Annotated in this window: 21 protein-coding genes; 13 read left to right on the top strand and 8 right to left on the bottom strand. The window is 70.5% G+C overall.

Annotation, left to right across the window (positions count from 1 at the left end):
• Positions 1 to 60: 60 nt before the first annotated feature.
• On the bottom strand, positions 61 to 864 hold the full coding sequence (locus EST92_RS00840; protein WP_129279059.1) for a putative hydro-lyase: 804 nt from the start codon (positions 862 to 864) through the stop codon (positions 61 to 63).
• 81 nt (positions 865 to 945) lie between these two features.
• Positions 946 to 2,217: an MFS transporter gene (locus EST92_RS00835; RefSeq protein ID WP_129279058.1), complete on the bottom strand. Its 1,272-nt coding sequence runs from the start codon at positions 2,215 to 2,217 to the stop codon at positions 946 to 948.
• A gap of 514 nt (positions 2,218 to 2,731) precedes the next feature.
• On the opposite strand from EST92_RS00835, the gene EST92_RS00830 reads away from it, so the two are divergent.
• Together EST92_RS00830 and EST92_RS00825 are read left to right on the top strand one after the other, a co-directional pair.
• Positions 2,732 to 2,974, top strand: a complete 243-nt coding sequence (locus EST92_RS00830; RefSeq protein ID WP_161981683.1) for a DUF485 domain-containing protein — start codon at positions 2,732 to 2,734, stop codon at positions 2,972 to 2,974.
• Complete coding sequence (locus tag EST92_RS00825) at positions 2,971 to 4,500, top strand: cation acetate symporter (RefSeq protein ID WP_129279056.1); 1,530 nt, start codon at positions 2,971 to 2,973, stop codon at positions 4,498 to 4,500. Before EST92_RS00830 ends, EST92_RS00825 begins: the two co-directional genes overlap by 4 nt.
• Positions 4,501 to 4,512: 12 nt before the next feature.
• On the opposite strand, the gene EST92_RS00820 is transcribed toward EST92_RS00825, so the two are convergent.
• The 3 genes from EST92_RS00820 to EST92_RS00810 form a co-directional block, all read right to left on the bottom strand.
• The gene (locus EST92_RS00820; protein ID WP_254068368.1) at positions 4,513 to 7,149 is read right to left on the bottom strand and encodes a SpoIIE family protein phosphatase; all 2,637 of its coding nucleotides are present in this window, start codon (positions 7,147 to 7,149) and stop codon (positions 4,513 to 4,515) included.
• A gap of 837 nt (positions 7,150 to 7,986) precedes the next feature.
• A complete protein-coding gene (locus tag EST92_RS00815) occupies positions 7,987 to 8,175 on the bottom strand; it encodes a YbdD/YjiX family protein (RefSeq protein ID WP_129279055.1) in 189 nt (62 codons plus the stop codon).
• Entirely contained in the window at positions 8,172 to 10,325 is a 2,154-nt protein-coding gene (locus tag EST92_RS00810) for a carbon starvation CstA family protein (protein ID WP_129279054.1), read from the bottom strand. Before EST92_RS00810 ends, EST92_RS00815 begins: the two co-directional genes overlap by 4 nt.
• Before the next feature lie 419 nt (positions 10,326 to 10,744).
• Here EST92_RS00810 and EST92_RS00800 point away from each other — a divergent pair, with 419 nt between their 5' ends.
• From EST92_RS00800 to EST92_RS00790, 3 genes are all read left to right on the top strand, one after another.
• Entirely contained in the window at positions 10,745 to 12,307 is a 1,563-nt protein-coding gene (locus EST92_RS00800) for a sodium:solute symporter (protein WP_129279052.1), read from the top strand.
• Positions 12,308 to 12,384: 77 nt separating this feature from the next.
• The gene (locus EST92_RS00795; protein ID WP_129279113.1) at positions 12,385 to 12,906 is read left to right on the top strand and encodes a SigE family RNA polymerase sigma factor; all 522 of its coding nucleotides are present in this window, start codon (positions 12,385 to 12,387) and stop codon (positions 12,904 to 12,906) included.
• Positions 12,903 to 13,205 carry a hypothetical protein gene (locus tag EST92_RS00790; protein WP_129279051.1) on the top strand — a complete coding sequence of 101 codons (303 nt, stop codon included), beginning with the start codon at positions 12,903 to 12,905 and terminating at the stop codon, positions 13,203 to 13,205. The genes EST92_RS00795 and EST92_RS00790 overlap by 4 nt, the downstream gene beginning before the upstream one ends.
• Before the next feature lie 218 nt (positions 13,206 to 13,423).
• On the opposite strand, the gene EST92_RS00785 is transcribed toward EST92_RS00790, so the two are convergent.
• Positions 13,424 to 13,927 (bottom strand): hypothetical protein, encoded by a 504-nt coding sequence (locus tag EST92_RS00785; RefSeq protein WP_129279050.1) that lies wholly within the window; start codon positions 13,925 to 13,927, stop codon positions 13,424 to 13,426.
• A gap of 468 nt (positions 13,928 to 14,395) precedes the next feature.
• Between EST92_RS00785 and EST92_RS31900 the strand changes: the two genes are divergently transcribed.
• Positions 14,396 to 14,608, top strand: coding sequence for a hypothetical protein (locus tag EST92_RS31900; protein ID WP_254068367.1), 213 nt, complete (start codon positions 14,396 to 14,398; stop codon positions 14,606 to 14,608).
• 187 nt (positions 14,609 to 14,795) lie between these two features.
• Here EST92_RS31900 and EST92_RS00775 read toward each other — a convergent pair whose 3' ends face one another.
• Entirely contained in the window at positions 14,796 to 16,091 is a 1,296-nt protein-coding gene (locus EST92_RS00775) for an MFS transporter (protein WP_129279048.1), read from the bottom strand.
• A 154-nt stretch (positions 16,092 to 16,245) separates the two neighbouring features.
• Here EST92_RS00775 and EST92_RS00770 point away from each other — a divergent pair, with 154 nt between their 5' ends.
• Genes EST92_RS00770 through EST92_RS00750 form a run of 5 tightly spaced genes read left to right on the top strand, consistent with a single transcriptional unit; the run spans position 16,246 to position 21,336 of the window.
• Positions 16,246 to 17,058 (top strand): IclR family transcriptional regulator, encoded by an 813-nt coding sequence (locus EST92_RS00770; RefSeq protein ID WP_129279047.1) that lies wholly within the window; start codon positions 16,246 to 16,248, stop codon positions 17,056 to 17,058.
• 3 nt (positions 17,059 to 17,061) lie between these two features.
• On the top strand, positions 17,062 to 18,255 hold the full coding sequence (locus EST92_RS00765) for a CoA transferase (protein ID WP_129279046.1): 1,194 nt from the start codon (positions 17,062 to 17,064) through the stop codon (positions 18,253 to 18,255).
• On the top strand, positions 18,255 to 19,106 hold the full coding sequence (locus tag EST92_RS00760; protein WP_129279045.1) for a CoA ester lyase: 852 nt from the start codon (positions 18,255 to 18,257) through the stop codon (positions 19,104 to 19,106). The genes EST92_RS00765 and EST92_RS00760 overlap by 1 nt, the downstream gene beginning before the upstream one ends.
• Positions 19,103 to 19,924: a cyclase family protein gene (locus EST92_RS00755; RefSeq protein WP_129279044.1), complete on the top strand. Its 822-nt coding sequence runs from the start codon at positions 19,103 to 19,105 to the stop codon at positions 19,922 to 19,924. The genes EST92_RS00760 and EST92_RS00755 overlap by 4 nt, the downstream gene beginning before the upstream one ends.
• Positions 19,921 to 21,336 (top strand): MmgE/PrpD family protein, encoded by a 1,416-nt coding sequence (locus EST92_RS00750; protein WP_216849058.1) that lies wholly within the window; start codon positions 19,921 to 19,923, stop codon positions 21,334 to 21,336. Before EST92_RS00755 ends, EST92_RS00750 begins: the two co-directional genes overlap by 4 nt.
• 191 nt (positions 21,337 to 21,527) lie before the next feature.
• Here the strand turns inward: EST92_RS00750 and EST92_RS00745 are convergent, their stop codons facing one another.
• Positions 21,528 to 22,937 (bottom strand): peptidase C39 family protein, encoded by a 1,410-nt coding sequence (locus tag EST92_RS00745; RefSeq protein ID WP_129279043.1) that lies wholly within the window; start codon positions 22,935 to 22,937, stop codon positions 21,528 to 21,530.
• A gap of 191 nt (positions 22,938 to 23,128) precedes the next feature.
• Here EST92_RS00745 and EST92_RS00740 point away from each other — a divergent pair, with 191 nt between their 5' ends.
• Positions 23,129 to 23,713, top strand: a complete 585-nt coding sequence (locus EST92_RS00740; RefSeq protein ID WP_129279042.1) for a hypothetical protein — start codon at positions 23,129 to 23,131, stop codon at positions 23,711 to 23,713.
• 475 nt (positions 23,714 to 24,188) lie between these two features.
• Positions 24,189 to 26,084 carry an AAA family ATPase gene (locus EST92_RS00735; protein WP_129279041.1) on the top strand — a complete coding sequence of 632 codons (1,896 nt, stop codon included), beginning with the start codon at positions 24,189 to 24,191 and terminating at the stop codon, positions 26,082 to 26,084.
• The last annotated feature ends 16 nt before the right edge of the window (positions 26,085 to 26,100 follow it).

Below are 26,100 nucleotides of genomic sequence, written 5' to 3'. Positions count from 1 at the left end.
CTGTCCGCTTCCTTGTGCCGCAGGGCGGTGTGCCCGGCACGGGTCGGTCACCGGGAGGTGTCAGAAGAGCCGGTGGTGGACGTCGAGGGTGTCGGTGATGAACATGTGGCCGGGAGCGTGGGTGAGGGCGAAGGGCGGGGCGGCCTCCATGACGGCTGCCTGCGACGTGACGCCGCAGGGCCAGAACACCGGGAGGTCGCCGTCGTGCAGCCGCACCGGGTCGCCGAAGTCCGGCCGGGACAGGTCCCGGATGCCCAGGGCCTCCGGGGCGCCGATGTGGAGGGGCGCCCCGTGCACCGCGGGCATCCTCGCGGTGATCTGCACCGCGGTGGCGACGAGGTGCGCGGGTACGGGCCGCATCGACACCACCAGCGATCCGTGCAGCCGGCCGGCCGGTTCGCAGGGCCGGTCGGTCCGGAACATCGGCACGTTCCGGCCCTGTTCCACGTGGCGGAGCGGTACGCCGGCGTCCTGCAGCAGGGTCTCGAAGCTGAAGCTGCAGCCGATGAGGAACGTCACCAGGTCCTCCCGCCACCAGTCGCTGACGTCGCCGGGCGAGTCGTGCAGTTCACCGTCCCGCCAGATGCGGTACCCGGGAAGGTCGGTGCGCAGGTCGGCGCCGGGGGCGAGCCGGGACGTCCACTGTCCGGGCTCGGTGACCTCAAGTACCGGGCAGGCGGCGGGATTGCGCTGGGCGAACAGCAGCATGTCGTAGGCGTGGTCCGCCGGCAGCGCGATGAGATTGGCCTGGGTGTGGCCGGGGGCGATGCCGGACGTGGGGACGACGACGCCGGAGCGGAACGCGGCGCGGGCCTCGGCGGGGGTGCAGTCGGCCAGTTGGGCAAGGGCGGGGAGCTCAGGCATCCGGTTCTCCTGTCCGTGGAGGCGGAGCGGCCGGCCCGGCCGTCGTCGTGGGCCCGGCGCGCCGTTCCGTGGTGTCGGCGGTCAGTCGAGTGCCCTGCCACGGGTCTCGGGCAGTCCGAGCAGGGCGACGAGGGCGATGACGTAGCCGACGGCGCCGTAGACCAGGGCGCCGCCAAGTCCGTTTCCGCCGGCCTGGAAGCCGACGGCGGTGGGGAAGAACGCGCCGACCGCGCGGCCGACGTTGTAGGTCAAACCCTGGCCGGTGCCGCGCACTTCGGTCGGGTAGAGCTCGGCGAGGAACGAACCGAAGCCGCTGAAGATGGCCGAGGCGCAGAAGCCGAGCGGGAAGCCGAGGACGAGCAGGAGCTGGTTCGCGCCCGCCGGGATGTGGGTGTAGGCGAAGAGGATGCCGCCGCTGAGTACGGCGAACAGGGCGATGGCTTTCCTGCGTCCGAGCCAGTCGGTGAGGTAGCCGCCGGTGAGGTAGCCGAGGAAGGCGCCGGTGATCAGCAGGAAGAGGTAGGAGCCGGTGCCCACGACGGTCAGGTGCCGTTCGGTCTTCAGATAGGTCGGCAACCAGGTGGCGATGGTGTAGTAGCCGCCCTGCACACCGGTGGCGAGCAGCGAGGCGAAGAGGGTGGTACGCAGCAGTCCGCGGCCGAAGACGGCGGTGACGGGGGTCGATTCCCCCTTCTCGGGGCGCGAGTTGGCTCTGGGGGCGTCGTTGACGCTGCGCCGGAGGTAGAGCAGCAGGAGACCGGGCAGGGCGCCGGTCCAGAAGAGCACGCGCCAAGCGAGGTCACCGTGCACGTGGTCCAGCACCGTCGTGGCGACGATGACGGCCAGTCCCCAGCCGGCCGCCCAGGCGCCCTGGACGAAGGCGACGGTGCGGCCCCGGTAGCGGGTTGAGGCGTACTCGGCGACCAGGATGGCGCCCGCTGCCCACTCACCGCCGAATCCAAGGCCCTGCAGGGCGCGGCAGGCGAGGAGCATCGGATAGTTCACGGCGAATCCGCACAGCACCGTGAACGTCGCGTAGGTGGCGACGGTGAGCATCAAGGTGCGGGAGCGTCCGATCTTGTCGATCAGGACCCCGGCGAGGATGCCGCCCAGCGCCGAGACGACGAGCGTGACCGTGGTGAGCAGCCCTGCCTGTCCCTTGGAGAGGTGGAAGTACGCCGCGATCGCGACCAGGCCCAGTGGCAGAACCTGGAAATCGTAGGAGTCGAGGGCATAGCCACCGAAGGCGCCGAAGAACGCCTTGCGCCCTTGGCGCGGGAGGCCGCGGAACCAGGCGAATGGTCCGCTCACCTCGTCTTGTGTTTCGGCAGGACGGGTATTCAGCGTGCTCACGGCGCACCTCGCAGCGGCGGAGGGGAAGGGGAGGGAGGGGGCCGGTGGGTGTTCGGCCCATGATGCGTCGGTTCAGCGGGTCGGTGGGACCCGTTCGCGCAGTGGATTCAGTGAGATCCGTTGCACAGGGGAATGCAGCGGAGTGGCGCAAACCTAGAGGATTGTTCAACGATTCGACAAGGGTTGTGCCGCCTCAGTTTCGAGCACCTTGGCTGCCTCTTGACTCTCCCCTCATGAAATCCCCCGTGCACTTGACGGCGCCGCGTACACGGGGGCGAGGTCACCAAATCGTTGCTTGTCAGCCCCTTGCTAGATCGTTGAACGATCCTCCACTGTGGCCGCCCCACCGTGTTCCCGGTTTGCGGAGTTGTCTGCTCCGTAGTGCGGCGATCGTGCCCCGTCCCTGAAGCCTCTTCTCCCAAGGACATCCATGTGTCCCCCAGGCAGTCATCCAGACCCGGAATCCCACCCGTTCCGCACGGACCGTCGGGCGTACGCCGCCCGTCGTCGACCGGTGGCGGTGACAGCCGCGGTCGTCGGTCTGTACCTGCTCCATGCCGTGCTCGCGGAGACGGCCGGGGAGTTGCTGGCCGTCCCCGTGGTCGGGCCGCTCAATGTCGGCTTCGCCGTGGCGCTGTTGCTCCTCGCCGCCACCGTCGGCGCGACGCAGTGGCACGCCCGCTGCGCCCGCACCGTCCGGGGCCCCCTGGACGGGCCGACCGGCCCGGCCGTGCAGGAACGGGTGCCGAGGCGGTGACGTCGACCACGCATCACTACGCCGTCCTCGTGGTCTTCACCTTCTTCGTCGTCGGCGCCCTGTTCCTGTCGGTATGGGCCGCCTCGTACCGCGACACCACGAGCGACTTCTACATCGGCGGAGGCCGGCTGACCTCCACCCGCAACGGGCTCGCGCTCTTCGGGGACTACATGTCCGCCGCGGCGCTGCTCGGGAATCCCGGAGTGCTGGCCCTCAGGGGTTACGACGGCATTCCGTACGTCCTCGGCCCGGCCGTCGCATGGGCCGTCATCGGGCTGCTCGTCGCCGAACGATTCCACGCCACGGGACGGTTCACCGTCGGCGACAGCCTCGCCGACCGTCTGCGCCCACGAGCCGCCCACCTCGCCGGGGGTGTCGCCACGGTCGTCGTCTGTCTGATGTACCTGATCGCCCAGCTGGTCGCGGCGGGGGCGCTGGCGGCACCGGTCCTGGGCGTGCACGGCGCCCCCGCGGAGCGGATCGTGATCGTCGGCCTGGGCAGCCTCATGATCCTCTACGTCGTCCTCGGCGGCATGCCGGCCACGACGGTGGTGCAGTGCGTCAAGGCCGTCCTCATGCTGGCGGGAGGCACCGTGGCGGCACTGATGGTCCTGGCACGGTTTCACTGGAACCCGGGTGCGCTGCTGAGCGCCGCTGCGCACCGAAGCGGCCACGGTGCTGCCTTCCTGCGGCCCGGTGTGAGCCTCGGCAGCACTGCGGCGAGCAGCCTGGACTTCCTCAGCCTGCAACTGACGATGGTGCTGGGCGCGGCCGGACTGCCACATCTGCTGATGCGCCTCCACACCGTGCCCACGGCCCGCGACGTACGGCGGTCGGTCCGTCGGGCCACCACGCTGATTTGCTCGTTCGCCCTGATCAGCGTGGTTCTGGGGCTCGGCGCGGTGGCCGTGCTCGGTTCGCACCGGATCTCCGGCGACAGCCCTTCGGGCAATACGGCCGTGCTGCTCCTCGCTTCCGAGCTGGGCGGCTCGTTCCTGGTCACGCTGATCTCCTGCGTCGCGTTCGCGACCATCCTGGCCGTCGTCGCGGGCGTCACCCTGACCGCCGCGACGGCACTGGCCCACGACCTGTACGGCGGGGTGCTCGTCCGCGGCACCGCCTCGCAGCGGCGCGAGTTGGTGGTGGCCCGTTCGGCAGTGCTGCTGACCGGCGGCACCGCCACGGCACTGGCGCTGTTCGCCCGGGACCTGAGCATCTCGTTCTTGATCGGCCTGGCGTTCGCCGTCGCGGCGTCCGCGATCCTGCCCGCCGTGCTGTACCGGCTGTACTGGCCGGGCTTCACCACCAAGGGGGCGAACTGGTCGGTCTACGGTGGGCTGCTCTCGTGCCTGTTGCTGATCGTCCTGTCGCCCCAGGTCTCCGGAAGCCCCTCCGCGCTGCTGCCGCAAGCGGACTTCGCGGCGTTCCCCCTGCGCAATCCCGGGCTGGTCACCATCCCCGTGGGCTTCTTCCTCGGTTGGCTGGGTTCCCTCCGGGAGCGGCGCCAGGGAGGTCTCCCCCGGTGAAGGCCACCGTCATCACAGGTCGTCGTCGAACAGGTCGAGCAGCGCCTCCCCCAGGGCCGGACCGGCCGCTCCGGCACCGTCGTGCAGGGACTGTTCGGTCCAGATGACCTTGCCCCGGGCGGTGTAGCGGGTGCCCCAGCGTTCGGCGAACTGGGCGACCAGGAACAGCCCGCGTCCGCCCTCATCGGTGCTCCTGGCGCGGCGCAGGTGGGGCGAGGTGCTGCTGCCGTCGGAGACCTCGCAGATCAAGGTGCGGTCGTGGAGCAGCCGGACCCGGATGGGCTGGGTGCCGTACCGGATGGCGTTGGTGATCAGCTCACTGAGGATGAGTTCGGTCGGGTACCCGAGCTCCGCCAGCCCCCAGGCTTCGAGCCGGCGGGTGCACGCGGCGCGGATCGGGGCGACGGCCGCCGGCTCGGAGGGCACGTCCCACTCCGCGACCTGGCTGGGATCCAGCAGCCGGGTGCGGGCCACCAGCAGCGCGATGTCGTCGCTCGGGCGCTCCGGAAGCAGGTTCTCGAAGACGGCCCGGCAGGTGGCCTCCGGCGTCCGGTCCGCGGTCCCCGCGAGACCGGCGCGCAGCAGGTGGAGACCTGTGTCGAGGTCGAGGTCGCGGTTCTGGACAAGCCCGTTGGTGTAGAGGACCAGGCGCGAGCCGGCGGGCACGTCGAACTCGGCCGTCTCGAACGGCAGGTTGGCGCCCAGCCCCAGCGGCAGGCCGACGGGTACGTCGAGGAAGCTGACGGTCCCCCCGGGGTCGATCAGCGCGGGGCCCGGGTGGCCGGCCCGGGCCGCGGTGATCCGTCCGGTCACCGGGTCGTAGATGGCGTACAGGCACGTCGCACCGGTCACCGCGGGGTCCTCGTCCTCGGCGGCGCTGTCGACCTGGGCGACCAGCTCGTCGAGATGCCCCAGAAGCTCGTCGGGAGACAGGTCCAGGGCGGAGAAATTGTGCACGGCGGTACGCAGCCGTCCCATGGTGGCGGCGGCGTGCAGGCCGTGCCCGACGACGTCGCCGACGACGAGGGCAACGCGGGCGCCGGACAGCGGGATGACGTCGAACCAGTCGCCGCCGACCCCGGCCTGTGCGGGCAGGTATCGGTGAGCGGCTTCCACGGCGGACTGTTCGGGCAGGCCGTGCGGGAGCAGGCTCCGTTGGAGGGTCACCGCCATGGCGTGCTCCCGGGTGTAACGGCGGGCGTTGTCAAGGGCCAGCGCCGCCCGGGCGGCCAACTCCTCGGCGAAGGACAGGTCGTCTTCCTCGAAGGCCGCACGCTCCGAGCGCCAGAAGTCGGCGATCCCGAGAATGACGCCGCGGGCCTGGAGCGGCACCGAGACGAGCGAGTGGATGCCGAAGTCCAGCACCCGCCGCGAACGCTCGGGATCGATCGCCTGCCAGTGCGGCGCGGCGCTCAGGTCGGGCTCCAGGACGGCGCGGCCGCGCCGCAGCGCCTCGGACTGCGGCGTCGCCGGGAGGAACCGGATCAGCTGGTGCACCGGAAACAGCGGCGGGTCCTCACGGATGCCGCAGAACGCCGTGCGGCGCATCTCGGTCGTGCCGCCGGTGGGCTCCTCACCACGCAGCACCGGGTCCGCCAGCTCGATGGTGACGAAGTCCGCGAACCGGGGAACGGCCACCTTCGCCAGCTCTTCGGCGGTCCGCCCCACATCCAGGGTGGTGCCCACCCGCCCTCCGGCGTCGTAGAGCAGTTTCAGCCGTTCCCAGGCGACTTCCGCCCGGCCGGCCAGTGCCCGGAGGTCAGTGGTGTCCCGCAACGTCACCACGCGGCTGGAGGGCTCGCCGTAGGGCGCGGTGGACCGCACGTTCACCGCCAGCAGCCGGTCTCCGGCCGGGTGAACCTCGTCGGTGGCCACCCGTCGCGAGGCCAGCAGTTCGTCGATGCCCGGGTCCAGACCGAGTTCGGGCACCGCGCGCTGTTCGGCGTCCTGTGGAAGGTTCAGCAGGTGCCGCGCCTCGTCGTTGGCCAGCAGCAGCCGGTCGTCGTCGAGGATGAGCACGCCCTCGCGCACCGCGTGCAGGACCGCGTCGTGATGCTCGTACATCCGGGTCATCTCGGCGGGACGCAGGCCGCGGGTCTGGCGGCGCAGCCGGCGGCCCACCAGCACCGACCCGACGGCAGCCAGGCCGAGCGCGGCACCCGACGTGCCGAAGAGCATCGGCAGCTGCCGCGTCACCGTCTTGTTCACGTTTTTGACCTTGATCTCGGGGAAGACCAGGCCCGCGACCGAACCGTTGGGGCGGAAGATCGGAACCACGGCGTTCACGGTCAACCCCAGCGGGCTCACCGAGGTCTTGGTGAACGCCGTGCCGTTCGCTGCCTTCTTGTACGGCCCGTAGACATGCCTGCCGATGAAGTACGGGTTGCGGTGGGTGATACGGATGCCCTGCGGCGTCGAGACCACGATGTTGTCGACCCCGGCCCGCTTCCGGGCCGCCTGCGCGCGTGGTTGCAGCACCGCCGTCGGGTGGGGGCCGTCCAAGGCGCGCACGATACCGGGGGAATTGGCGAACGTCTCACCGACAGCGAGTACCCGCTCACGGGCCGACTCCGACTCCAGCCGCCGGGCCTGGACCACCAGCGCCGCCACCGCGGCGGCGATGAGCAACGCCACGAGCGCCAGCACCATGATGAGCACCTGGCCGGCGACGCTCCGAGGGCTCAGGAGAGACGGCGAGCGGTGTCCCGGTGGCCGGCCCCGCGCCCCGCGGTGCTCGTCGAGCCCGCGGTCCACCGGCCCACTACGGCGTCGCCGACCGCTCGACAGGTGAAGCCGGTCAGCGACAGTGGCAATAAGCCGCATCATGCGTAGTTTTTACCATAAGGGTCAATTTTGGCGGTGACGGGTATAAATCGGTCCACGAAATCCTCGGCGAAAGAAGCGCTCCGGAGCCTCGGTGAGCGACATACGGAGGCCTGGTCACCGCCGTCCCGGTCCACGACTCCGCCGCCGGCAAGCAGTTGCTGACCGCACCGGCCCGCTACCCACCCGAGCGTGCGCAAGGTCTGGGCTGGGCGCAGGCGGAGCGGCGTTGTCGGCAGTGGAAGATCCCTGATCAGTCCGAATGCTCCGTAAGGGGGTCTCTTCCCGGGCGCCGGGAGGGGCCCTGGGTGATGTCCTTGTCTCAAGCGCGTAGTCGATGCGCTTCCCGCCGGCCTTGTGACAGGCGTTGCGAAACTCGCCACGTTGGCCCTAACTGGAGTTCCCATGGAGGGAGTTGGGGTGGTGCGCGAAAGAACCGCAGCCCTGCCGGGGCGCCGAAAGTCCTGTCTGCCGGTCCGTCTGCCGCAGCCCACGGCCGCGATTTCCCCCTGACCTTCCGTGAACGGCCGGACGCCACCAGCGGGAGACCACGCAATCCTCCTTCGGTTTTTCTTGAGACCTTCGCCCACCGGCTCCCCGCTGCCGACGACACCAAGCGACGAAGGACCTCAGGATCGCCATTTCCGACCCGCGGTCCGTGCGTCAGCAGCAGCGGCTCTGGGGGTGGTTCTCACGGTGCAGGGAGCGCAGCACCTCGAACTCCCGTCGCGACGGGAGGAGCGCCTGGGCGTGATGGCGGCGGTGGTGTGCGCAGTAGCGGTCGTACTCCGCCTCTCCGGTCAGCTCGCGCAGATACCAGCGCACCGCCCGCACCCAGCGCAGGCCACTCATGAGTCGGCCCCCACCAGCGGTTCGACACTCACCCCGGGCCCGTCGATGCGGGAGGCGACGTACGGCGCCTCCGTCGTCGGGAGCGGGACGGGGGATCGTACGGCCCGTACGCACACCACCGCCGCGTTGACGATCACCACGGCGACCAGCAGCAGGAACACCGTGACAAGGACGCCGTCGACGGTGGAGTTGGTGACGACGGTGTGCATGTCGTCGATGGTCTTGGCGGGCGGGAGGACCTGCCCGGCGTCAAGGGCGTCGGCGTACCGCGTGCGCTGGGCGAAGAAGCCGACCATGGCGTCGGCGGAGAAGATCTTCTGCCGGCCGGCGGCGTAGGTGACCGCGACCACCCAGGCCAGCGGGATGCCGGTGACCCAGGCCCAGCGCAGTCGCCCGGACTTGATCAGGACGGTCGTACAGACGGTGAGGGCCACGGCGGCCAGGAGCTGGTTGGCGATGCCGAAGAGAGGGAAGAGCTGATTGATTCCGCCCAGGGGGTCGGTGGCACCGACGTAGAGGAAGTAGCCCCAGGCGGCCACGACGAGTCCGCTGCACAGCCAGATGCCCGGCTTCCAGTTGACCCGGCCGATCGGCTTCCAGAGATTGCCCAGCATGTCCTGGAGCATGAAACGTCCGACCCGGGTGCCCGCGTCGACCGTGGTCAGGATGAACAGCGCCTCGAACATGATCGCGAAGTGGTACCAGAAGGCCTTCATGGTGCTGCCGCCGAAGACGCCGGAGAAGATCTCCGACATGCCGACGGCCAGGGTCGGCGCTCCACCGGACCGGGCGATCAGCGTCTGCTCCTCAACTGCGTGCGCGGCGTGCGTCAGTTGGTCGGGAGTGATGGTGAAGCCGAGGCCCGCCACGGCGTGGGACGCCGACTCGACGGTCGTACCGAGGAGCCCCGCGGGCGCGTTCATCGCGTAGTACAGACCCGGCTCCAGGGTCGCCGCGGCGATCAGCGCCATGATCGCGACGAACGACTCCATGAGCATGGCCCCGTACCCGATCATGCGGACCTGGGACTCCTTCTGGATCAGCTTCGGCGTCGTACCGGAGGCGACCAGCGCATGGAAGCCGGACAGCGCGCCACAGGCGATCGTGATGAAGAGGAACGGGAAGAGGGAGCCGGCGAAGACCGGGCCCGTGCCCGACGAGGCGAACCTGCTGACCGAGTCCGCGTGCAGCACGGGTGCGGCCACCACGACGCCGACCGCGAGGAGCGCGATGGTGCCCACCTTCATGAAGGTGGAGAGGTAGTCGCGTGGCGCGAGCAGCATCCACACCGGTAGCACGGAGGCGACGAAGCCGTATCCGAGGAGACAGAAGACAAGTGTGGTCGGGCTGAGGGTGAACGCGCCGGCCAGTGAGGACTCCTGGATCCAGCGGCCGCCGACGATCGCGAGCAACAGCAGTGCCACACCGATGAGGCTGCTCTCGACGACCCGGCCGGGGCGGATGACGTGCATCCAGAAACCCATGAACAGGGCGATGGGGATGGTCATCGCGACCGAGAAGGTGCCCCAGGGGGAGTGGGCGAGGGCATTGACCACGACGAGGGCCAGCACCCCGAGGAGGATGATCATGATGGCGAAGACGGCGATCAGGGCGGCGGCCCCACCCGCCCGTCCGATCTCGTCGCGGGCCATCTGGCCAAGTGAGGTGCCGTCCCGGCGCATGGACAGGAAGAGCACCACCATGTCCTGCACGGCCCCCGCGAAGATCACTCCGGCGACGATCCAGAGCGTGCCCGGCAGGTAACCCATCTGGGCCGCGAGCACCGGTCCCACCAGCGGTCCGGCGCCGGCGATCGCGGCGAAGTGGTGCCCCAGGAGCACCCGGCGGTCGGTGGGCTGGAAGTCGACGCCGTCCGCAAGGCGTTCGGCGGGAGTGGCCCGGCGGTCGTCCGGCTTCAGGATGCGGCGGACGATGAAGCGGGAGTAGAAGCGGTAGGCGATGGCGTACGAGCCGAGGGCGGCGACCACCAGCCAGACCGCGGAGATCTTCTCGCCCCGCGCCAGCGCGAGGACGCCCCAGGCGACCGCGCCGAGCAGGGCGACGGTGGTCCAGAGCAGAATCGCCCGAGGGGATGTCCGAGGCCTCGACGGCCCCGGGAGACCGGTTTCGGGCATGACTGACGTAGGCATGGCGACTCCTCACCTCGACGGTGGTGTTGTGGCGGCACGTGCGGATGGATCAGCGGCGACGGTGTTCGCGGGTCAGCCGTATGCGACGGACAGGCAGCAGCCGGGCCCCGGTACCCGGGCGAGCCGGTACCGGGAGAAGAACCGCGGGCTCGCCCCGGCGTACCAAGGGACCGACAGCGGCCCTGCCACAGGGGCCAGAAGCAGTACGGCGGCGGCGACGTGCCGTAGCCGGTGGCGACCTGTCCGTGTCACGACCTGCGCTCCTCTCCCCCTCGCCGGCGGTCTGTGCAAGAGTTGCCCACCCGCCCGAAGTCGTTGACAGCGAATGTCCAGAAGGTTTCCTGCCGGTTCCCGGTCATCCGAATCGGCGGTTCGCGCAACCAACCGTCGAGGGCAGGCAACACCAAGGACGGTGACCGATGGCCGATGGCGCCATGACCGCGACGTTCCTCGCCGTGATCGGCGGAGCCTCGCTGCTCGCCGTCAGCGCGCGCCGCCTGCGCCCGAGCGACCGGCTGCCGTCCCTGGAGGGATGGGCGCTGGCCGACCGCAGCCTGGGCCCCGGGTGGACCTGGCTGCTGCTGGGCGGCACGATCTTCACCGCCTACACCTTCACCGCCGTACCGGGACTGGCGTACGGCAACGGGGCGCCGGCCTTCTTCGCGGTGCCGTACACGGTGATCGTCTGCCCACTGGCGTTCGTCCTGCTGACCCGACTGTGGGCGGTGGCCCGCCGGCACGGCTACGTCACCGCCGCCGACTTCGTGGGCGGGCGGTACGGTTCGCCGCCGCTGGCGCTGGTGGTCGCGCTGACCGGGATTCTGGCCACGATGCCGTATCTGGCGCTCCAACTGCTCGGCATACGCGCGGTGTTGACTGCCGGGGGCGTCTACCCGCGGGGGGCGGCCGGTGATCTGGTGATGGTGGCGCTGTTCGCGGGGCTGGCGGTGGCGACGTACCGGCACGGACTGCGCGCGCCCGCCGTCATCTCGGCGCTCAAGGCGGTGGCCGTGTTCCTCTCCCTCACCGCCGTCTGCTGGCTGGTCCTCGAACGTCTCGGCGGGCCCGGGGCGGTCTTCGACGGAGCGGCACGCAGGCTCGGCGGTACGGACGCGGCCCACTCGGCCCTCCTCCTCTCCCCCGCCCAGCAGCCCGCCTACGCCACACTCGCGCTGGGCTCCGCGCTGGCCCTGCTCATGTACCCGCACGTGCTCACCGCCGGTTTCGCCGCCGACGGCCGGCGCACCCTGCGCAAGGTCTCCGTGGCCCTGCCCGCCTGGACGGCGCTGCTCGCGCTGTTCGGCTTCCTCGGCCTCGCGGCTCTCGCGGCGGGGGTGCGGGCGCCGAAGGGCGGCGCCGAGTCCGCCGTGCCGATGCTGGTCGACCGGCTCATGCCGGTGCCGCTGGCCGGGCTGGTGTTCGCCGCGATCACGGTGGGGGCGCTGGTCCCGGCCGCCGTGATGTCGATCGCGGCGGCCACCAGCTTCGTACGGAACGTGTACGTCGAGTACGTCCATCCGACCGCCACGCCCAAACGGCAGGTCCGGATCGCCAAAGCGGTGTCGCTCACGGCGAAGGTCGGCGCTGTCGCGTTCGTGTTCGGGCTGCGCGACCAGGACGCCGTGAACCTCCAACTCCTCGGCAGCGTCTGGATCCTGCAGATCTTCCCCGCCGTCGCCGTCGGCCTCTTCACCGGCCGACTGCATCCGCGGGCGCTCCTGGCCGGGTGGGCAGTGGGCATGGTGGCCGGGACGTTCATGGTGGTGCGGGAGGGGTTCTCCTCCGTCGTCCCGCTCGGCATCGGCGGGCAGCCGCTGGAGATCTACGCCGGGCTCGCGGCCCTGTTGCTCAATCTGACCGTCGCCGCGGCCGGCACCGCCGTCCTCGAACGTCTCGGCGTCCCGCGCGGCGCCGACGCGACCGACCTGCCGTCCCGCCTGGCCCTCAGGCGGTACCCCGAGACGGAAGCGAACAACCCGTGAGACGCAGAACCAGTACCTCCGTGCCGGTGCCGACCAGCACTCCCTCGCCGGTGCCGCAACCGCCGGCTGCGCCCGGGATCCTCACCCCTGTGGTGGGCACCCCCGCCGACCCGGCACGCGAGGCCGGCGTCGCTCACCTCTTCGAGCTGCACTACGCCTCGATGTTGCGCCTCGCCGTCCTGCTCGGCGCCGACGACCCGGAGAACGTGGTGGCCGAGGCGTACTACCAGATCTACCGGAAGTGGCAGCGGCTGCGGGACGCCGAGGCGGCAGAGGCGTATCTGCGCTCCACCGTGTGCAATCTGACCCGGATGCGCATACGTCATCTCCAGGTCGCCCGCAGGCACGTGGAGAACCCGCCGGACGAGGTCGTCGCTTCCGCAGAGAGCACCGCTATCCTCCACGACGACCAGCGGGTACTGATCGACGCGCTCCAGGCGTTGCCGGCCCGCCAGCGCGAGGCACTCGTCCTGCGCCACTGGCTCGGCCTGAAGGAGAAGGAGATCGCCGCCGCGATGGGCATCTCCTGCGGCTCGGTCAAAACACACACCGCACGCGGCCTCGCCGCCCTGACCCACACCATGGAGGGCCGGCGATGAACGGCACCAGTCCGGAGCGGACCGAGAAGGAGCTGCAGAAAGCCCTGGCCGCCATGGCGGACGGAGTGGGGGTGCCTGCAACGCCCGACGCCTACCGCACGGCCCGCGGCGAGTGGCTGCGCCGCGAGCGCCGGCGCCGGCTCGTCCTCGCCGTGCTGATCGCCGTTGTCTTCACCCTGGCCACGCTGATCGGCCTGTGGGTCCTCAACGAGACCCCCACGGGCCCTGGCGTCATCTTCTCCGGCGCCGCGGAAGCGGTCGTCAGCAACAGCCCTGCGATCAGCGCGACCGGGGCGTAGTTGAAGGACCCGACGGTCACCGGGGCCGCCTGCGGCAGGCAGAACAGCACGGTCACGAACGCCACCCACGCGACGGCGACCCGGCCGACCGCCACACCCCCACCGGTCCGGTCCTGGCGGGAGCGTTGTGCTGGATCGGGGCTGGTTTCAGGGCTGCGGGTGGAACGCCTCAGGCGGCCGCTCACTTGTTCGTGTCCAGCAGTGCAAGGCTTCGCCGTTCATGGCATAGCTGCGGCCCAGCTCCAGAGCTCGTGCATCACATTGTTGGTGACATCGGCAGACTCCGCGGGGGACGGGTGTGCGGGCAGCGGCGCCCGGTGAGCCGGAAGAACGAGTCCGAACAGTGCGCCGACGGCTGCTGCCAGGTCGGCAGCGCAGTGAACCGAGATTTCATCAGGCACGGCGATCCTGCGTAGGCCACTGGCGAACGTGTCCTCCACCAGCGTCAGTCGGCACATCAGTTCACCACGGCCGAAGGACCCGTCGCGGGCCTGAGTCGCCAGGGCGCCGAGAAGGTCGCGGGCTTTGCGCTGCACGAGTGCCAGGGCTTTCCAGCCGCCCGGCCCTGCGGTGCTGGAGGGGCCGAGGGCGGCTGGAAGCCGGTCGCCGAGAGCCTCGTGCCATTCCCCGAGCCGTCCCATCAGTTCTGCATGCAGTCCGTCCAGAAAGATCAGCACCGCGATTGCACCCACCGCCTCATCAGTTGCATAGGCAGCCGCCACGCGCTCGTTCTCCCTCGGGTCGCCGGCCAGAAATATCCGAACGGGACGGATGCTTTGGGCCGCAGCGCTGGCGGCCGCATGGCAGGCGTGATCGGTAGGCACAGGCGTAGTCACCGTATTCCATGTCGTCGCGGCCGACAGTACGCAGGCATGCAAATCGTCGGACCGGCAGTGAGTGCGCACCTCTTGGCGGTATGAGCGCAGTGGCCTTTTGATCGCGGAAGGCTTGCTGGCTTGTGGTCGGCAGGCCCTCCCGTTCGGCAGCACACTCCTTCGGTTGCTTACCGCGTACGGGGGTTGCGAGAGACCCGTATTTGAGCCGTGGAAACCGGGTGATCAAGACGTGATGCGAGCGCAGCGCGCGGGAGGACGGGTGAGGCGGAGGCGGGCCCGAGTGTGCCATCCAGATTCTCGTGGGTGTGTTTCCCATCCGCTGGTGAGGGCTTCAACGATGGTCATCCCTCTACCATGCTCCTCGTCCTCGGAAGCGATGTAGCGGGTCTGAGGCTCAGTGCGGTTTCCGCAGTCCGAAACCTCGATGTCAAGAGTGCCGTCCTGGAGGAGGAGGCAGACAGCGAGTTCGCCTCGTCCGTATTGGGCTGCATTGGCAGCGAGTTCACCGACCACGAGCAGGGCGGACTCCAGGTCATCGGACGCTATACACCATCGTTTGAGCGTTGACCGGGTGAAGTGCCTTACCAGGCTTGCCTTTTGGGCTTGTCCTGGTACGGCGATGGCAGCGCAGGGTGGGGCGCCGGGCGGGGGCTGAGCCGGAGCCGGAGGGGTCTCGACGCGGGGTCCGCGGATCTCCGCTACGGCAGGTGCGGGCGACATGGTGCGGGATTCCTTTTTCGAGCAGGCGTGCGTATCAGGTGGTGAGTTCGCGCCCGCGGGTCTCGGGTGCGAGGAGCATCATGACGACGGCGAGAGCCGCGGCCGCTATCGCGGTGCCCAGGCCGAGCCGGAACCCGGCGGCGGTGTCCACGGCCAGCGCGCCCACCGCGTACGGCGCGATGGCGCCGCCTGTGCGGCCACCGTTGTAGATGACGCCCATGGCGAGTCCGCGGGCGGGTGCGCGGTGCATCATCTCCGCGGTCCAGGGCCCCACCCCGGCGAAGACACCGGAGATGCCGACACCTGCGAGGAACGTCGCGGCCAGTACCACGCCTTCACGCCGGACGGTGAGGAGCAGCCCGATGGCACACGCGCCGATCAGCAGGTAGCCGACGAAGGTCGGGCGGCGGCCGATGTGGTCCACGAGCACGGCGAATGCGGCGAAGCCGGCGATCGCGCCGAACTGCAGCGCCACCAGGTAGGTGAGGCTCTTGGCGAAGGCCATGTGGTCGACCTCCACCAGGAACGTCGGCAGGAACGTGTTGACGGCGTAGAACAGGTACTGAATGAAGAACACGAAAGCCAGCGCGGTCAGCAGGGGCCGGCGGAGGGCGGGGGCACCCAGCGAGCGGATGCTGCTGCGGGTGCGCGGCCCGGTGTCCCGGGCGAGCCACAGAGGGGACTCGGGCGTGGCGAGGCGGACGTAGACGGCGAACAGCAGGGGGAGCGCGCCCACCAGGTAGAGCATGCGCCAACGGCCCTCGTCCAGCCCGCTGTGCCCGTGCGCGACGACTGCGGCGGCGGCAAGCGCGAGCAGGTTGCCCAGCGGCATTCCGCTCTGCATCAGGGCACCTCCCTTGCCGCGGTGCGCGGTCGGCCAGGTCTCCGCGACCAGGGCCGCGCCTGCCGTCCAGCAGGCGCCCATGCCGAGCCCGGCCAGGAAGCGAAGGATTTCCACCCAGGTCAGCGACCCCGCCGCCGCGGTGATCCCGGTGCACACCGCATACCAGCCGATCGCGTAGCTGAGCGTGCGGACCCGGCCGATCCGGTCGGCCACCCCGCCGCCGACGATGCCGCCGACGATCATTCCGGCCGCCTGGATGGTCCCGACAATGCCGATCTCCGCCTTGCTGACGTGGAAGTCGGCCAGGAAGGCCGGAATCGTCAGGGCCAGCAGGGCGACATCGAAGACCTCGAACGTCCAGCCCATGGCGGCTGCCAGGAGTGCCCGCCATCCGGTGGGGCTGATCTGGTGGCGCCACGAGGTGGCGGGGCCTGCTGGTCGCGATCTGGTCGGTTCAACCTCGAATTCATGGATTTCGCTGGACATCGGACCCTCCCGGTTCCTTATTGTTCCGCTGAGAGGAACAAATTCTGAATCGCTTAATTCCGGTTTACCACCGGCAAGTGCCCAGTTCAATACTTGACGAGCGGGCCATTTCCGCCGTTACATAAGAGCAGACGATACAGAAAGGCGCCCTGTAATGAATGAAAATGTTCCGCTAGGAGGAACAGCGCTGGAGGGTGGTACCACGGTCGCCGACCGGGTCTGCGACGTCCTGCTGTTGTTCACGCAGGGATCCACTGAACTCGGCGTCAGTGAGATCGCCCGCAGGCTGGAGCTGCCCAAGTCGGTCGTGCACCGCATTCTGCGGTCGCTCTCCTCACGGGAACTGATTCGCCATACCCGCGACGGCCGCAGCTATCAGCTCGGGCCGGCCGCGGCGCTGCTCGGTGCGCGCGCCTGGGCCGCGCTGGATGTGCACGCGGCGGCGAGGCCGGTGCTGCGCCGGCTGCGCGATGAGACCGGGGAGACCACGACGCTGTCCCAACTGGTCGGCGCGGAGCGGACGTACGTCGAGCAGTTCGAAAGCCGGCGCGAAGTGAAGATGACCGTCGCGCTCGGCGTCCGACACTCCCTGCATGCCGGTGCCAGCGGAAAGGCGATGCTGGCCCACCTGGACCCGGCCGAGCAGGAGCGCGTCCTTGCCGTCCCGCTGCGCTCCCTCACGCCCGCCCCGGTGACCGACACGGATCTGCTGCGCACGGAGCTGGCCGAGATCGCCCGCCGGGGGTCGGCCATCTCCCTGGGAGAGCGGCTTCCGGAGGCCGGAGCGATTGCGGCCCCGATCCTGCTGCCGACCGGCGAGGTGTTCGGCGCGATCAGCCTCTGCGGGCCACTTGGCCGCTTCGACCCCGACACGGTCCGCCGATACGAGCCCATGGTTCGCGCGGCCGCCACGGAGATCTGCCGTGCCCTCGCCGAACCGCACACCATCCAGGACCAGGAGTTGTAATCGATGGCAGCCACACCACAGGCACTGGCAGGACTAAGGGTCATCGACGCGGCCACACTGTTCGCCGGCCCGTTCGCCGCGACCATGCTCGGCGACTACGGCGCCGAAGTGATCAAAATCGAGCACCCCAGAGGTGACCCGGCCCGGGGCCACGGCCCGAGCAAGGACGGCGTACCGCTGTGGTGGAAAAGCCTGGCGCGCAACAAGAAGGCCGTCACACTGAACCTCGGCGTCTCCGAGGGGCAGCAGCTGTTCCGGCAACTTGCGGCCGAGGCGGATGTGGTGATCGAAAACTTCCGCCCCGGCACGCTGGAACGCTGGGGACTGGGCTATGACGTGCTCTGTGCCGACAACCCCGGTCTCGTCCTGGCCAGGGTCACCGGATTCGGCCAGAAGGGCCCGTACGCCGGGCGGCCCGGGTTCGGAACCCTCGCGGAGGCGATGAGCGGGTTCGCCGCGATGACGGGCGAACCGGACGGCCCACCCACCCTGCCCCCCTTCGGCCTTGCCGACGGAGTATCCGCACTGACCTGCGCGTTCGCCGTCATGACCGCGCTACGGGCACGCGAACGCACCGGCCGCGGGCAAGTCGTCGACCTGGCGATCATCGAGCCGTTGCTGTCGCTCCTCGGGCCTCAGCCGACCGCCTATGACCAGCTCGGCGCCATCCCGCCCCGCACCGGAAACCGCTCGACGAACAACGCGCCGCGCAACGTCTACCGCAGCAGCGACGGGCGCTGGCTCGCGGTCTCCACCAGTGCGCAGAACATTGCCGAACGGGTGATGAAACTGGTGGGCCGCCCGGAGTTCGTCACCGAACCGTGGTTTGCCTCCGGCGCGGGGCGTGCCGAGCACGCTGATGAGCTGGATGCCGCGGTCAGCGCGTGGATCGCGCGGCACACCAGCGAGGAGGTCATCGCCGAGTTCGAGGCCGCGAACGCCGCGATCGCACCGATCTACGACGTCAGCGACGTCCTCGCCGATCCGCAGTACGCCGCGCTGGACACCATCACCACCGTGGCCGATCCCGACCTTGGTCCGCTGCGGATGCAGAACGTGCTCTTCCGTCTCTTCGACACACCGGGCGCCATCCGCTGGACGGGCCCCGCGATCGGCGCGCACAACGCCGAGGTCTACCAGGCGCTCGGCCTCGAATCCGAGGCGCTGGAGCGGTTGCAGCAGCAGGGGGTGGTCTGATGCCCGGGCTGCTGCGCAGCTACCTGTACGTTCCTGCCCACCAGCCCCACCGCATCGACAAGGCATACGCCAGCTGCGCGGACGCGGTCGTGCTCGACCTGGAAGATGCGGTACCGCCCGAGGCGAAGGACGCCGCGCGCGAGAGTGCGGCGTCGGTGGTGGCGAGTGCGACGGGCAAGCCCACCTTCGTCCGGGTCAACGGACTGGCGACCGGTCGGGCCGCCGAGGACATCGCGGCGGTGGCCGGCCCGGGACTTGCCGGGATCCGACTGCCCAAGGCGGAGCACGCCGAAGAGGTGCGGCGCGTCGCCGGGTGGCTGTCCGAAGCCAACTGCCCCGCACCGGTGCACCTGTTGCTGGAATCGGCGCTCGGTGTGGAGAACGCCTTCGAACTGGCCCGGGCCTGCGACGCCGCGGGCGGAATCTCGCTCGGGGAGGCCGATCTGGCCGCGGACCTGGGCGCCCTTCACGAAGTGACGCTGGACGTCGCACGTGCCCGTTGTGTCATCGCCGCCCGTGCCGCTGGCCTGCCCGGTCCGGTGCAGTCGGTCTTCACGGCCGTTGACGACCTCGGCGGATTGCGTAGGTCCTGTCTGCGCGGGAAACGCCAGGGCTTCTTCGGCCGCTCCGCGGTGCATCCGAAACAGCTCGACCTGATCAACGAGAGCTACTCCCCGACCGACCGCGAGATAGCCGATGCGGCGGCACTTGTGGACGTACTGGGCGCCGCACTGGCGGACGACTGCGGGGCCGCCCTCACCACGGACGGCCGGTTCGTCGACGCTGCCACCGTCCGCTCCGCCCACCAGATCCTCGCACTGGCCGACCATGCCCGGAAGGAAAAGCCATGAGCTCCACCCTGCTCGACGCGCTGCGGCGCGGTGTCACCCTCCACGACCTGGCACAGCCTCTGGAAGCCGGAATGCCCTGCTCACCGAACCACCCCGGCTTCCGGCTCGCTCTCCAGCGCCGGCACGGAGACATGGTCCGGCCGGACGGCAGCTCGGCCGCCAACGAGATCATCGTGACCGGCGGGCACGTCGGAACCCACATCGACGCCCTCTGCCACGCCTCCTTCGCCGGCAAGCTGTTCGGCGGGCACGACGCCGAACAAGCCCAGCAGGGCGGACGGTTCTCCGTACACGGCGCGGAAACCATCACGCCGTTCCTGTGCCGCGGCGTCCTGCTGGACGTCGCCGCCGTGCACGGGGTCGACACGCTGCCCGGCGGATATCCGGTCACCGCAGCCGACCTGGAACTCGCCACCGAACGATCGGGCGTGCGCCCGGGGCCCGGCGACGTGGCACTGGTGCGCACCGGGTGGGCACGCAACTGGACCGACCCGGTGGCCTATCTCGGCGCCGACAGCGGCGTGCCCGGCATCACCGCCGAGGCCGCAGGGTGGCTGGCCGACCACGCGGTCCGCGCCGCCGGTGGCGACACCACCGCGTTCGAGCACATACCCGCCGGAGCGGGTCACCGGGTGCTGCCGGTGCACCGGCTGCTGCTCGTCGAAAGCGGCATCCACATCATCGAGCACCTGAACCTCGAAACACTGGCGGCTGCCGACGCAGCCGAGTTCCTGTTCGTCCTGGCACCGCTGAAGATCGTCGGTGGCACCGGCTCACCGGTCCGTCCGCTGGCGGTCGTGGAAGGGGACGACGCGTGACCGGCCTCATCGAACGGTTCGCGGACTTCGCCGCCACCGTCACCGACACCGGACTGCCGGCCGATCTGCGACGACGTGCCGCCCACCGGGTCCTGGACGTACTCGGCAACGCACTCGCCGCCGGCACCCACCCGATCGGCCGCACGATCACGTCCGTAGTGGATGCCTGGGGCGGCCACCCGGCCGCGTCCGCCGTCGGCGGCGGACGCTATCCGGCACCGAGCGCCGCGCTCGTCAACGGAACCCTCGCGCACGCCCTCGATTTCGACGACACCCATCTGCCCTCGGTGCTCCACCCCAGCGCCTCGATCGTGCCCGCCGCGCTGGCCGCCGCCGAGGTCGTCGGAGCGAGCGGCACCGCGCTGCTGGACGCCGCCACGGTTGGCACGGAGCTGTGCGTGCGACTGGGAATGGCCGGCTACGACGAGGAGCTGAGCAACTCGATCTTCTTCGAACGGGGACAGCACGCCACCGCGATCTGCGGCGCCGTGGGCGCAGCAGTGGCCGCCGCGATGCTCTACCGGCTGTCCCCCGCCCACATCGGCTCGGCAGCGGGGATCGCAGCCAGCATGGGTTCCGGCCTGCTGGAGGCCAACCGTACCGGCGGCACCGTCAAGCAGGTACACACCGGCTGGGCGGCGCACGCCGGGCTGGTCGCAGCGGACATGGCACGCGCGGGCATCACCGGGCCGCCCACCGTGCTGGAAGGCAGGTTCGGTTTCTTCCAGGCATGGTGCGGCAACGACGCCCACCCCGAGCGCGTGGTGCAGGACCTGGGGGAAACCTGGGAGTCAAAAGAGATCCACATCAAGCCGTATCCGTGCAACCACTTCACGCACGCCGGCATCGACGCCGCCCTCCAGCTGCGCGCCGGCGGAGTGCGGGCGCAGGACATCGCCGAGCTCGAACTGGGCGCTCCCACTGCGGTATTGCGCACCATCGCCCAGCCGATCGATGCGAAGGCGGCCCCTACGACGGGCTACGCGGCGGCTTTTTCCGGCCCGTACACCGTTGCCGCCGCGCTCACCGGCGGCGGCGGGCTCGGCGTCTGGCTGTCGGACTTCACCGACCAGGCCGCCCACGACCCACAACGGCGCGCCCTCGCAGCCAAGGTCCGCTGTGTACCGGACCAGCGGTGCGACGAGCTGTTCCCACGACACTTTCCCGCCGTTCTGCGGGCCCGCACCCGAGACGGCCAGTGGCACGAGATCCGCGTGGACACCAACCGGGGCGGACCGAACCGGCCGCTGTCCGCCGAGGAACTCGGTACCAAGTTCCAGCTGGAGGCCCAACTGGCACTGCCGCCCGACGCCATCGAAACGCTGCGCGACGCCGTCCTCACCCTGGACTCCACCGGCACGGTCAAGGAGGTCATGACACTGATCAGCCGCCCGGACGGATCGTCCGGCTGACAAGCCGCAACAGCCGTGCGCGCGGCCCCGTGTCACACCTGGCCTGACACAACAGACATCGACCGGACAGAGGTGGTCGCGTGCGAAGGACTCGGCCCCCGGAGCGAGGGGCCGGATGAAAAGGGGCTGCCTCACCGAGCCACCCTGGACCACAACGCACCGTGGGTGGGGTTCAACACCGGCCCACCTGCTCAGCGGATCCCCACCTCCGCGAGGGCCCGGCGCTGACCCGGCGTCGGCTCGGCCGGGAAGTAGAGGTAGCACACACCACCACTGCCGCTGACGACCTTGCCCTGGGCGTTCTTGCGCTTGGTCCGCAGCCAAATATTTTCGAACTGGCGGCGCTTGTAGACGTGCCGGACCGCCGCGTCGTCGGGTGAGGCCGGGTCGTTGGCGATGATGTCGCCGTCCTTGGTGAAGCCGATGACGGTCATCAGGTGGCCGGCGGTGCCGTAGCCCGCCCCGTCGAGTTCGGTCTTCAGGAAGGACTGGGACGTGATGACGGGGATGCCCGCGCGGATGAGGCGTTCGGCGTCCGTGAGGGAGGTGAGGCGGGTGACCACGCTCTGGAGGTCTCGGTAGGTGGCGGCGTAGGCGGCGTTGAAGGGCCAGTTGCCGCAGCCGTCGTATTGGTGGTCGAAGGTGTAGCGGGCGGCGTGACAGACCTGGGGGTCGGCGTAGTCGGGGTTGACCCAGGACAGCTGTTGTGGGCTCGGTCGGCGGCCCCAGTATTCGATGATCATCTGGGACGAGGTGGGGCTGCACCAGGCCTCGCCCCCGTTGTCGTACTCCGGGTACTGGCCCTTGTGGATCTCCTGCGAATAGCGCGGGACCACCAGCTCGCGGCCGGCCCGGCCGGGCTCGGACGCCGGCACCTCGAACCGGTCGGGGAGGTCCGAACCCATCGCTCCCAGCCGCCAGACCGTGGGGGTGAGCCGGGCGCCGGGCTTGCGGTACAGGGTGACGCGGAGTGCGTACGAGGCCAGCCGGAGGCCGCTCGCGGGGGTGTCGATGGCGAAGGTGTCGGTGGAGATGCTGCTCCGGCCGTCCTTCTGGCCGTCGACGGAGGTCCGCCGGATGTCGGCGTCGCTGTCGCCGGAGGTCCAGCGGCCCATGACGTACCAGGGGGTGCGGGCGCCGTCGGTGTAGCCGCCGCGCAGCTCGACCGCGATCCATGTGCCGGGTGGGGTGTGCGCGTTCCACGAGGCGACGGCCTCGGTGGCCGGCACCTTGAGGGTGTGCACCGGGGAGGTCCAGGTGGCGTACTCCCAGGCGGCGGTTTTTCCGGTGTGCGGATCCCTGTAGTCGACGGTGCCGGCCGGGTGCACGAGGCGGATGCCGGGGCGGGCGCCGTGCGCGATGCCGGTGCCCCGGGCGTGGCCCCTGGCCCAGTCGGCTGCGGTGGTCCAGGCGTGAAAGTCCACGAGGCTCTTCGATCGGGGCGCGAGGGCGTCCGGGGCGGTGGGCGCGGCGGCCGGGGTCGTGGTCCCCGCGGCGGACGTGCGGGACGCGTCGGCGGCCTGCGCCGAGGGGGTGGCGGCGCCCGCCGCGGCGGCGAGCGCGGCGGCCAGAACGGTACGCCGGGGCGCGGAGCTGGTCATGATCAAGGTCCCCCAGTCGGATGCATACGAGTGGGTACGGAGGGTCGGGCGGGGCACGGGCGGATCGCAGTCGCTCAACTATTGCCGCTGCGAGCCCGCTTCGGAAGGCGGTGCGGCGCGCGTCGCGGCAGCAATATTGGTGTGGACCACTGGCGGCCAGGTGGCACGGGCCCGACGCGTACGCTGGCGCGATGGATCATGATCTGGCTTCGCTCGCCGCCCGGCTGCACGCCCTGCCGCCGTCCTGCGGGCCGGTGCGGCTGATCGCGGTGGACGGGCACGCGGGGTCGGGCAAGAGCACCTTCGCCGCGGACCTGGCCGGGGCGCTGGGCGGGGCGCCGGTGGTGCACACCGACGACCTCGCCACCCATGAGGAGCTGTTCGGGTGGAGCGACCGCTTCCGCGCACAGGTCCTGGACCCGCTCTCCCGGGGCGGGACGGCGCGTTACGGCGTCTACGACTGGGTGCGCGGGGAGTTCACCGGGCAGCGGGAACTGGCACCCGCACCGCTGGTGCTGGTCGAGGGCGTGGGCGCGGGCCGGCGGGCGCTTCGGCCGTATCTGGCGTGCCTGCTGTGGATGGAACTGGCGAGCGAACACTCCTGGGAAAGGGGTCAACTCCGGGACGGGCCCGGGCTCTCCACGTTCTGGAGTGGCTGGATTTCGGCGGAGCGCGCGCACTTCGCAGCGGACCCCTCCCGTCCGTATGCGGATTTCCTGGTGCACCAGGGGGCGTTGGGGTACGAGGTACTCGTGGGGCCGTCCGCGGCGCCGTGACCGCCCCCGCATTTAACGCTCCGTAACGGACAACGGCCGACGCGCCCGGCGATGCCGACAGGGTCCCGCCGAGTGCCTCAACTCGGCTTGACCTGGGGGGCGTACAGGACTTACGTTCTCAATGTGCGGTTCAACGGACCGCCCGCAGATGCGAAGCCCCCGGTTGTTCCCCCGTGATCGGGGGCTTCGTTCTGCCCGAACCCCCTCGCGCCGCCCGCCGAGCGCCGCTTCCCCCTCACCCTGGGTCACCGCATTCTTCGCGCCGCCGTAGCGTACCCAACGGTCAGTTCTGGCCCCGTACCGCCCTCTACGGCCCGTACCGATCCCGCAGGTACCATGCGAGTCCGGGCCGCCGCAGGCCACGGACCGAGGTGTGCGCGGTGACGGTCAACTCCCGTTCCCCGTACGCAGGTTCGACCGTGTTGCGGCCCGCACTCGCCCGGCGGCACGGGGGAACGTTTTATGGGGGGACGGGATGGACGTCGGCACTCAGGGTTCGCCCGCCCCGGCCGAACTCGCGTGGCTGCGGGCGGTCGACGCCTACACCGTGGGCGCCTATCCGCAGGCGGAGGAGGAGTTCCGGGCCGCGGTACGGCTCGATCCCTCGATGGCCGACGCCTGGCTCGGGCTGCACGCGCTGCGCGCCGACACCTCCATCGCCCTGCTGCGGATGCACCGGCACCGCGACCGCTTCGGCGAGATGCGCGCCCGGCACCGGCGCACCCTCAACTCCTGGTACTGGCTGGGCTGGTGGGTGCAACCGGTGCTGGAGACCGGTCGTGATCTGCTGCTCGCGCACGCCTCCCACTGGCTCGACGGCCGGCACGTCGCGGAGCTCGATCAGGCCCTGGCCGGCTGCCCGCCCGTCGACACCGACCCCCAGGTGCGCTTTCTGCACGCCTGCCGCGCCTACCTCGTCAAGGACTGGGACCAGCTCGTACGCCACACCGAGCCGCTGCTCGGCGACCCGGTGCTGGGCATCGAGGCGGGGCTGTTCGGCGGGATGGCGCGGGTGCGGCTGGAGATGTACGGGCAGGCCGAGCCGTTGCTGTCCGCGGCGCTGATGCGCTGCCGCAGCGAGCAGCCGCAGCGCAAGGAGCTGCGGTACTGGCTCGCCCGCGCCCACGAGGGCACCGGCCGCAGCGCCGCGGCACTCCCCCTCTACCGTGCGGTGCACCGCGTCGACCCGGCGTTCATGGACACCGCGGCGCGGCTCGCCGCCATCGCCGAGGGGGACGGACTCGACGAGGGCTCGGATCTCGCGACGGTCCCCGCGTCCGGCCTCGGCCAGGAGGCCGGCGGCGACCCGGATCCGATGGCGCCGCTCGACCCCGTCGACGGCCGTGAACTGCTGGTGACCGGTGAGGCGGACGCGCCCGAGAGCGAGGTGGGCGGCGCGCCGGCCGGGGGCGGGGCCGCGGCCCGGGCCAAGACGACCGTGCCGGTGCCGCGCGGCGCCGAACGGCTGCCGGCCGGTCCCGCCGACCCGGTACTGCTGGAGAAGGCGCTGGCGGAGCTGGAGCGGATGGTCGGCATGGAGCCGGTCAAACGGCAGGTGCGGGCGCTGTCGGCGCAACTGCGGATGGCGCGCCTGCGGGCGAGCCAGGGGCTGCCGGTCCAGCCGCCGAAACGGCACTTCGTCTTCTCCGGCCCGTCCGGCACCGGTAAGACGACCGTGGCCCGGATACTCGGGCGGGTCTTCTACGCCCTGGGGCTGCTCGGCGGCGATCACCTCGTGGAGGCCCAACGCGCCGATCTGGTCGGCGAGTTCCTGGGCCAGACCGCCGTGAAGGCCAATGAGCTGATCGATTCGGCGCTGGGCGGGGTGCTGTTCGTCGACGAGGCGTACAGCCTGTCCAACTCCGGCTACAGCAAGGGCGACGCGTACGGCGACGAAGCGCTTCAGGTGCTGCTCAAGCGCGCCGAGGACAACCGCGACCGGCTCGTCGTCATCCTGGCGGGCTACCCCGAGGGCATGGACCGGCTGCTGGCCGCCAACCCGGGGCTGTCCTCGCGCTTCACCAGCCGGGTCGACTTCCCCAGCTACCGGCCGCTGGAGCTGACCGCCATCGGCGAGGTGCTGGCCGCGGAGAACGGCGACCGCTGGGACGAGGAGGCCCGGGAGGAGCTGTGCAGCATCAGCGGCCACGTCGTCGACCAGGGCTGGATCGACGAGCTGGGCAACGGCCGCTTTCTACGCACCCTGTACGAGAAGAGCTGCGCCTACCGCGATCTGCGGCTCTCCACCTGGCGCGGCACCCCCACCCGCGACGACCTGGCCACCCTGCGGCTGCCGGACCTGATGCAGGCGTACGGGGAGGTGCTCTCGGGCCGCGGCCCCGAGTCGCCGGGGCGGCGGCCGGACTTCTGACCAAGGCGGGCGGAAT

The organism is Streptomyces sp. TM32 (assembly GCF_004122755.1).
In the GTDB taxonomy this organism is placed as follows: Bacteria; Actinomycetota; Actinomycetes; order Streptomycetales; family Streptomycetaceae; genus Streptomyces; species Streptomyces sioyaensis.
This window is presented reverse-complemented; position numbering and strand designations above follow the sequence as displayed.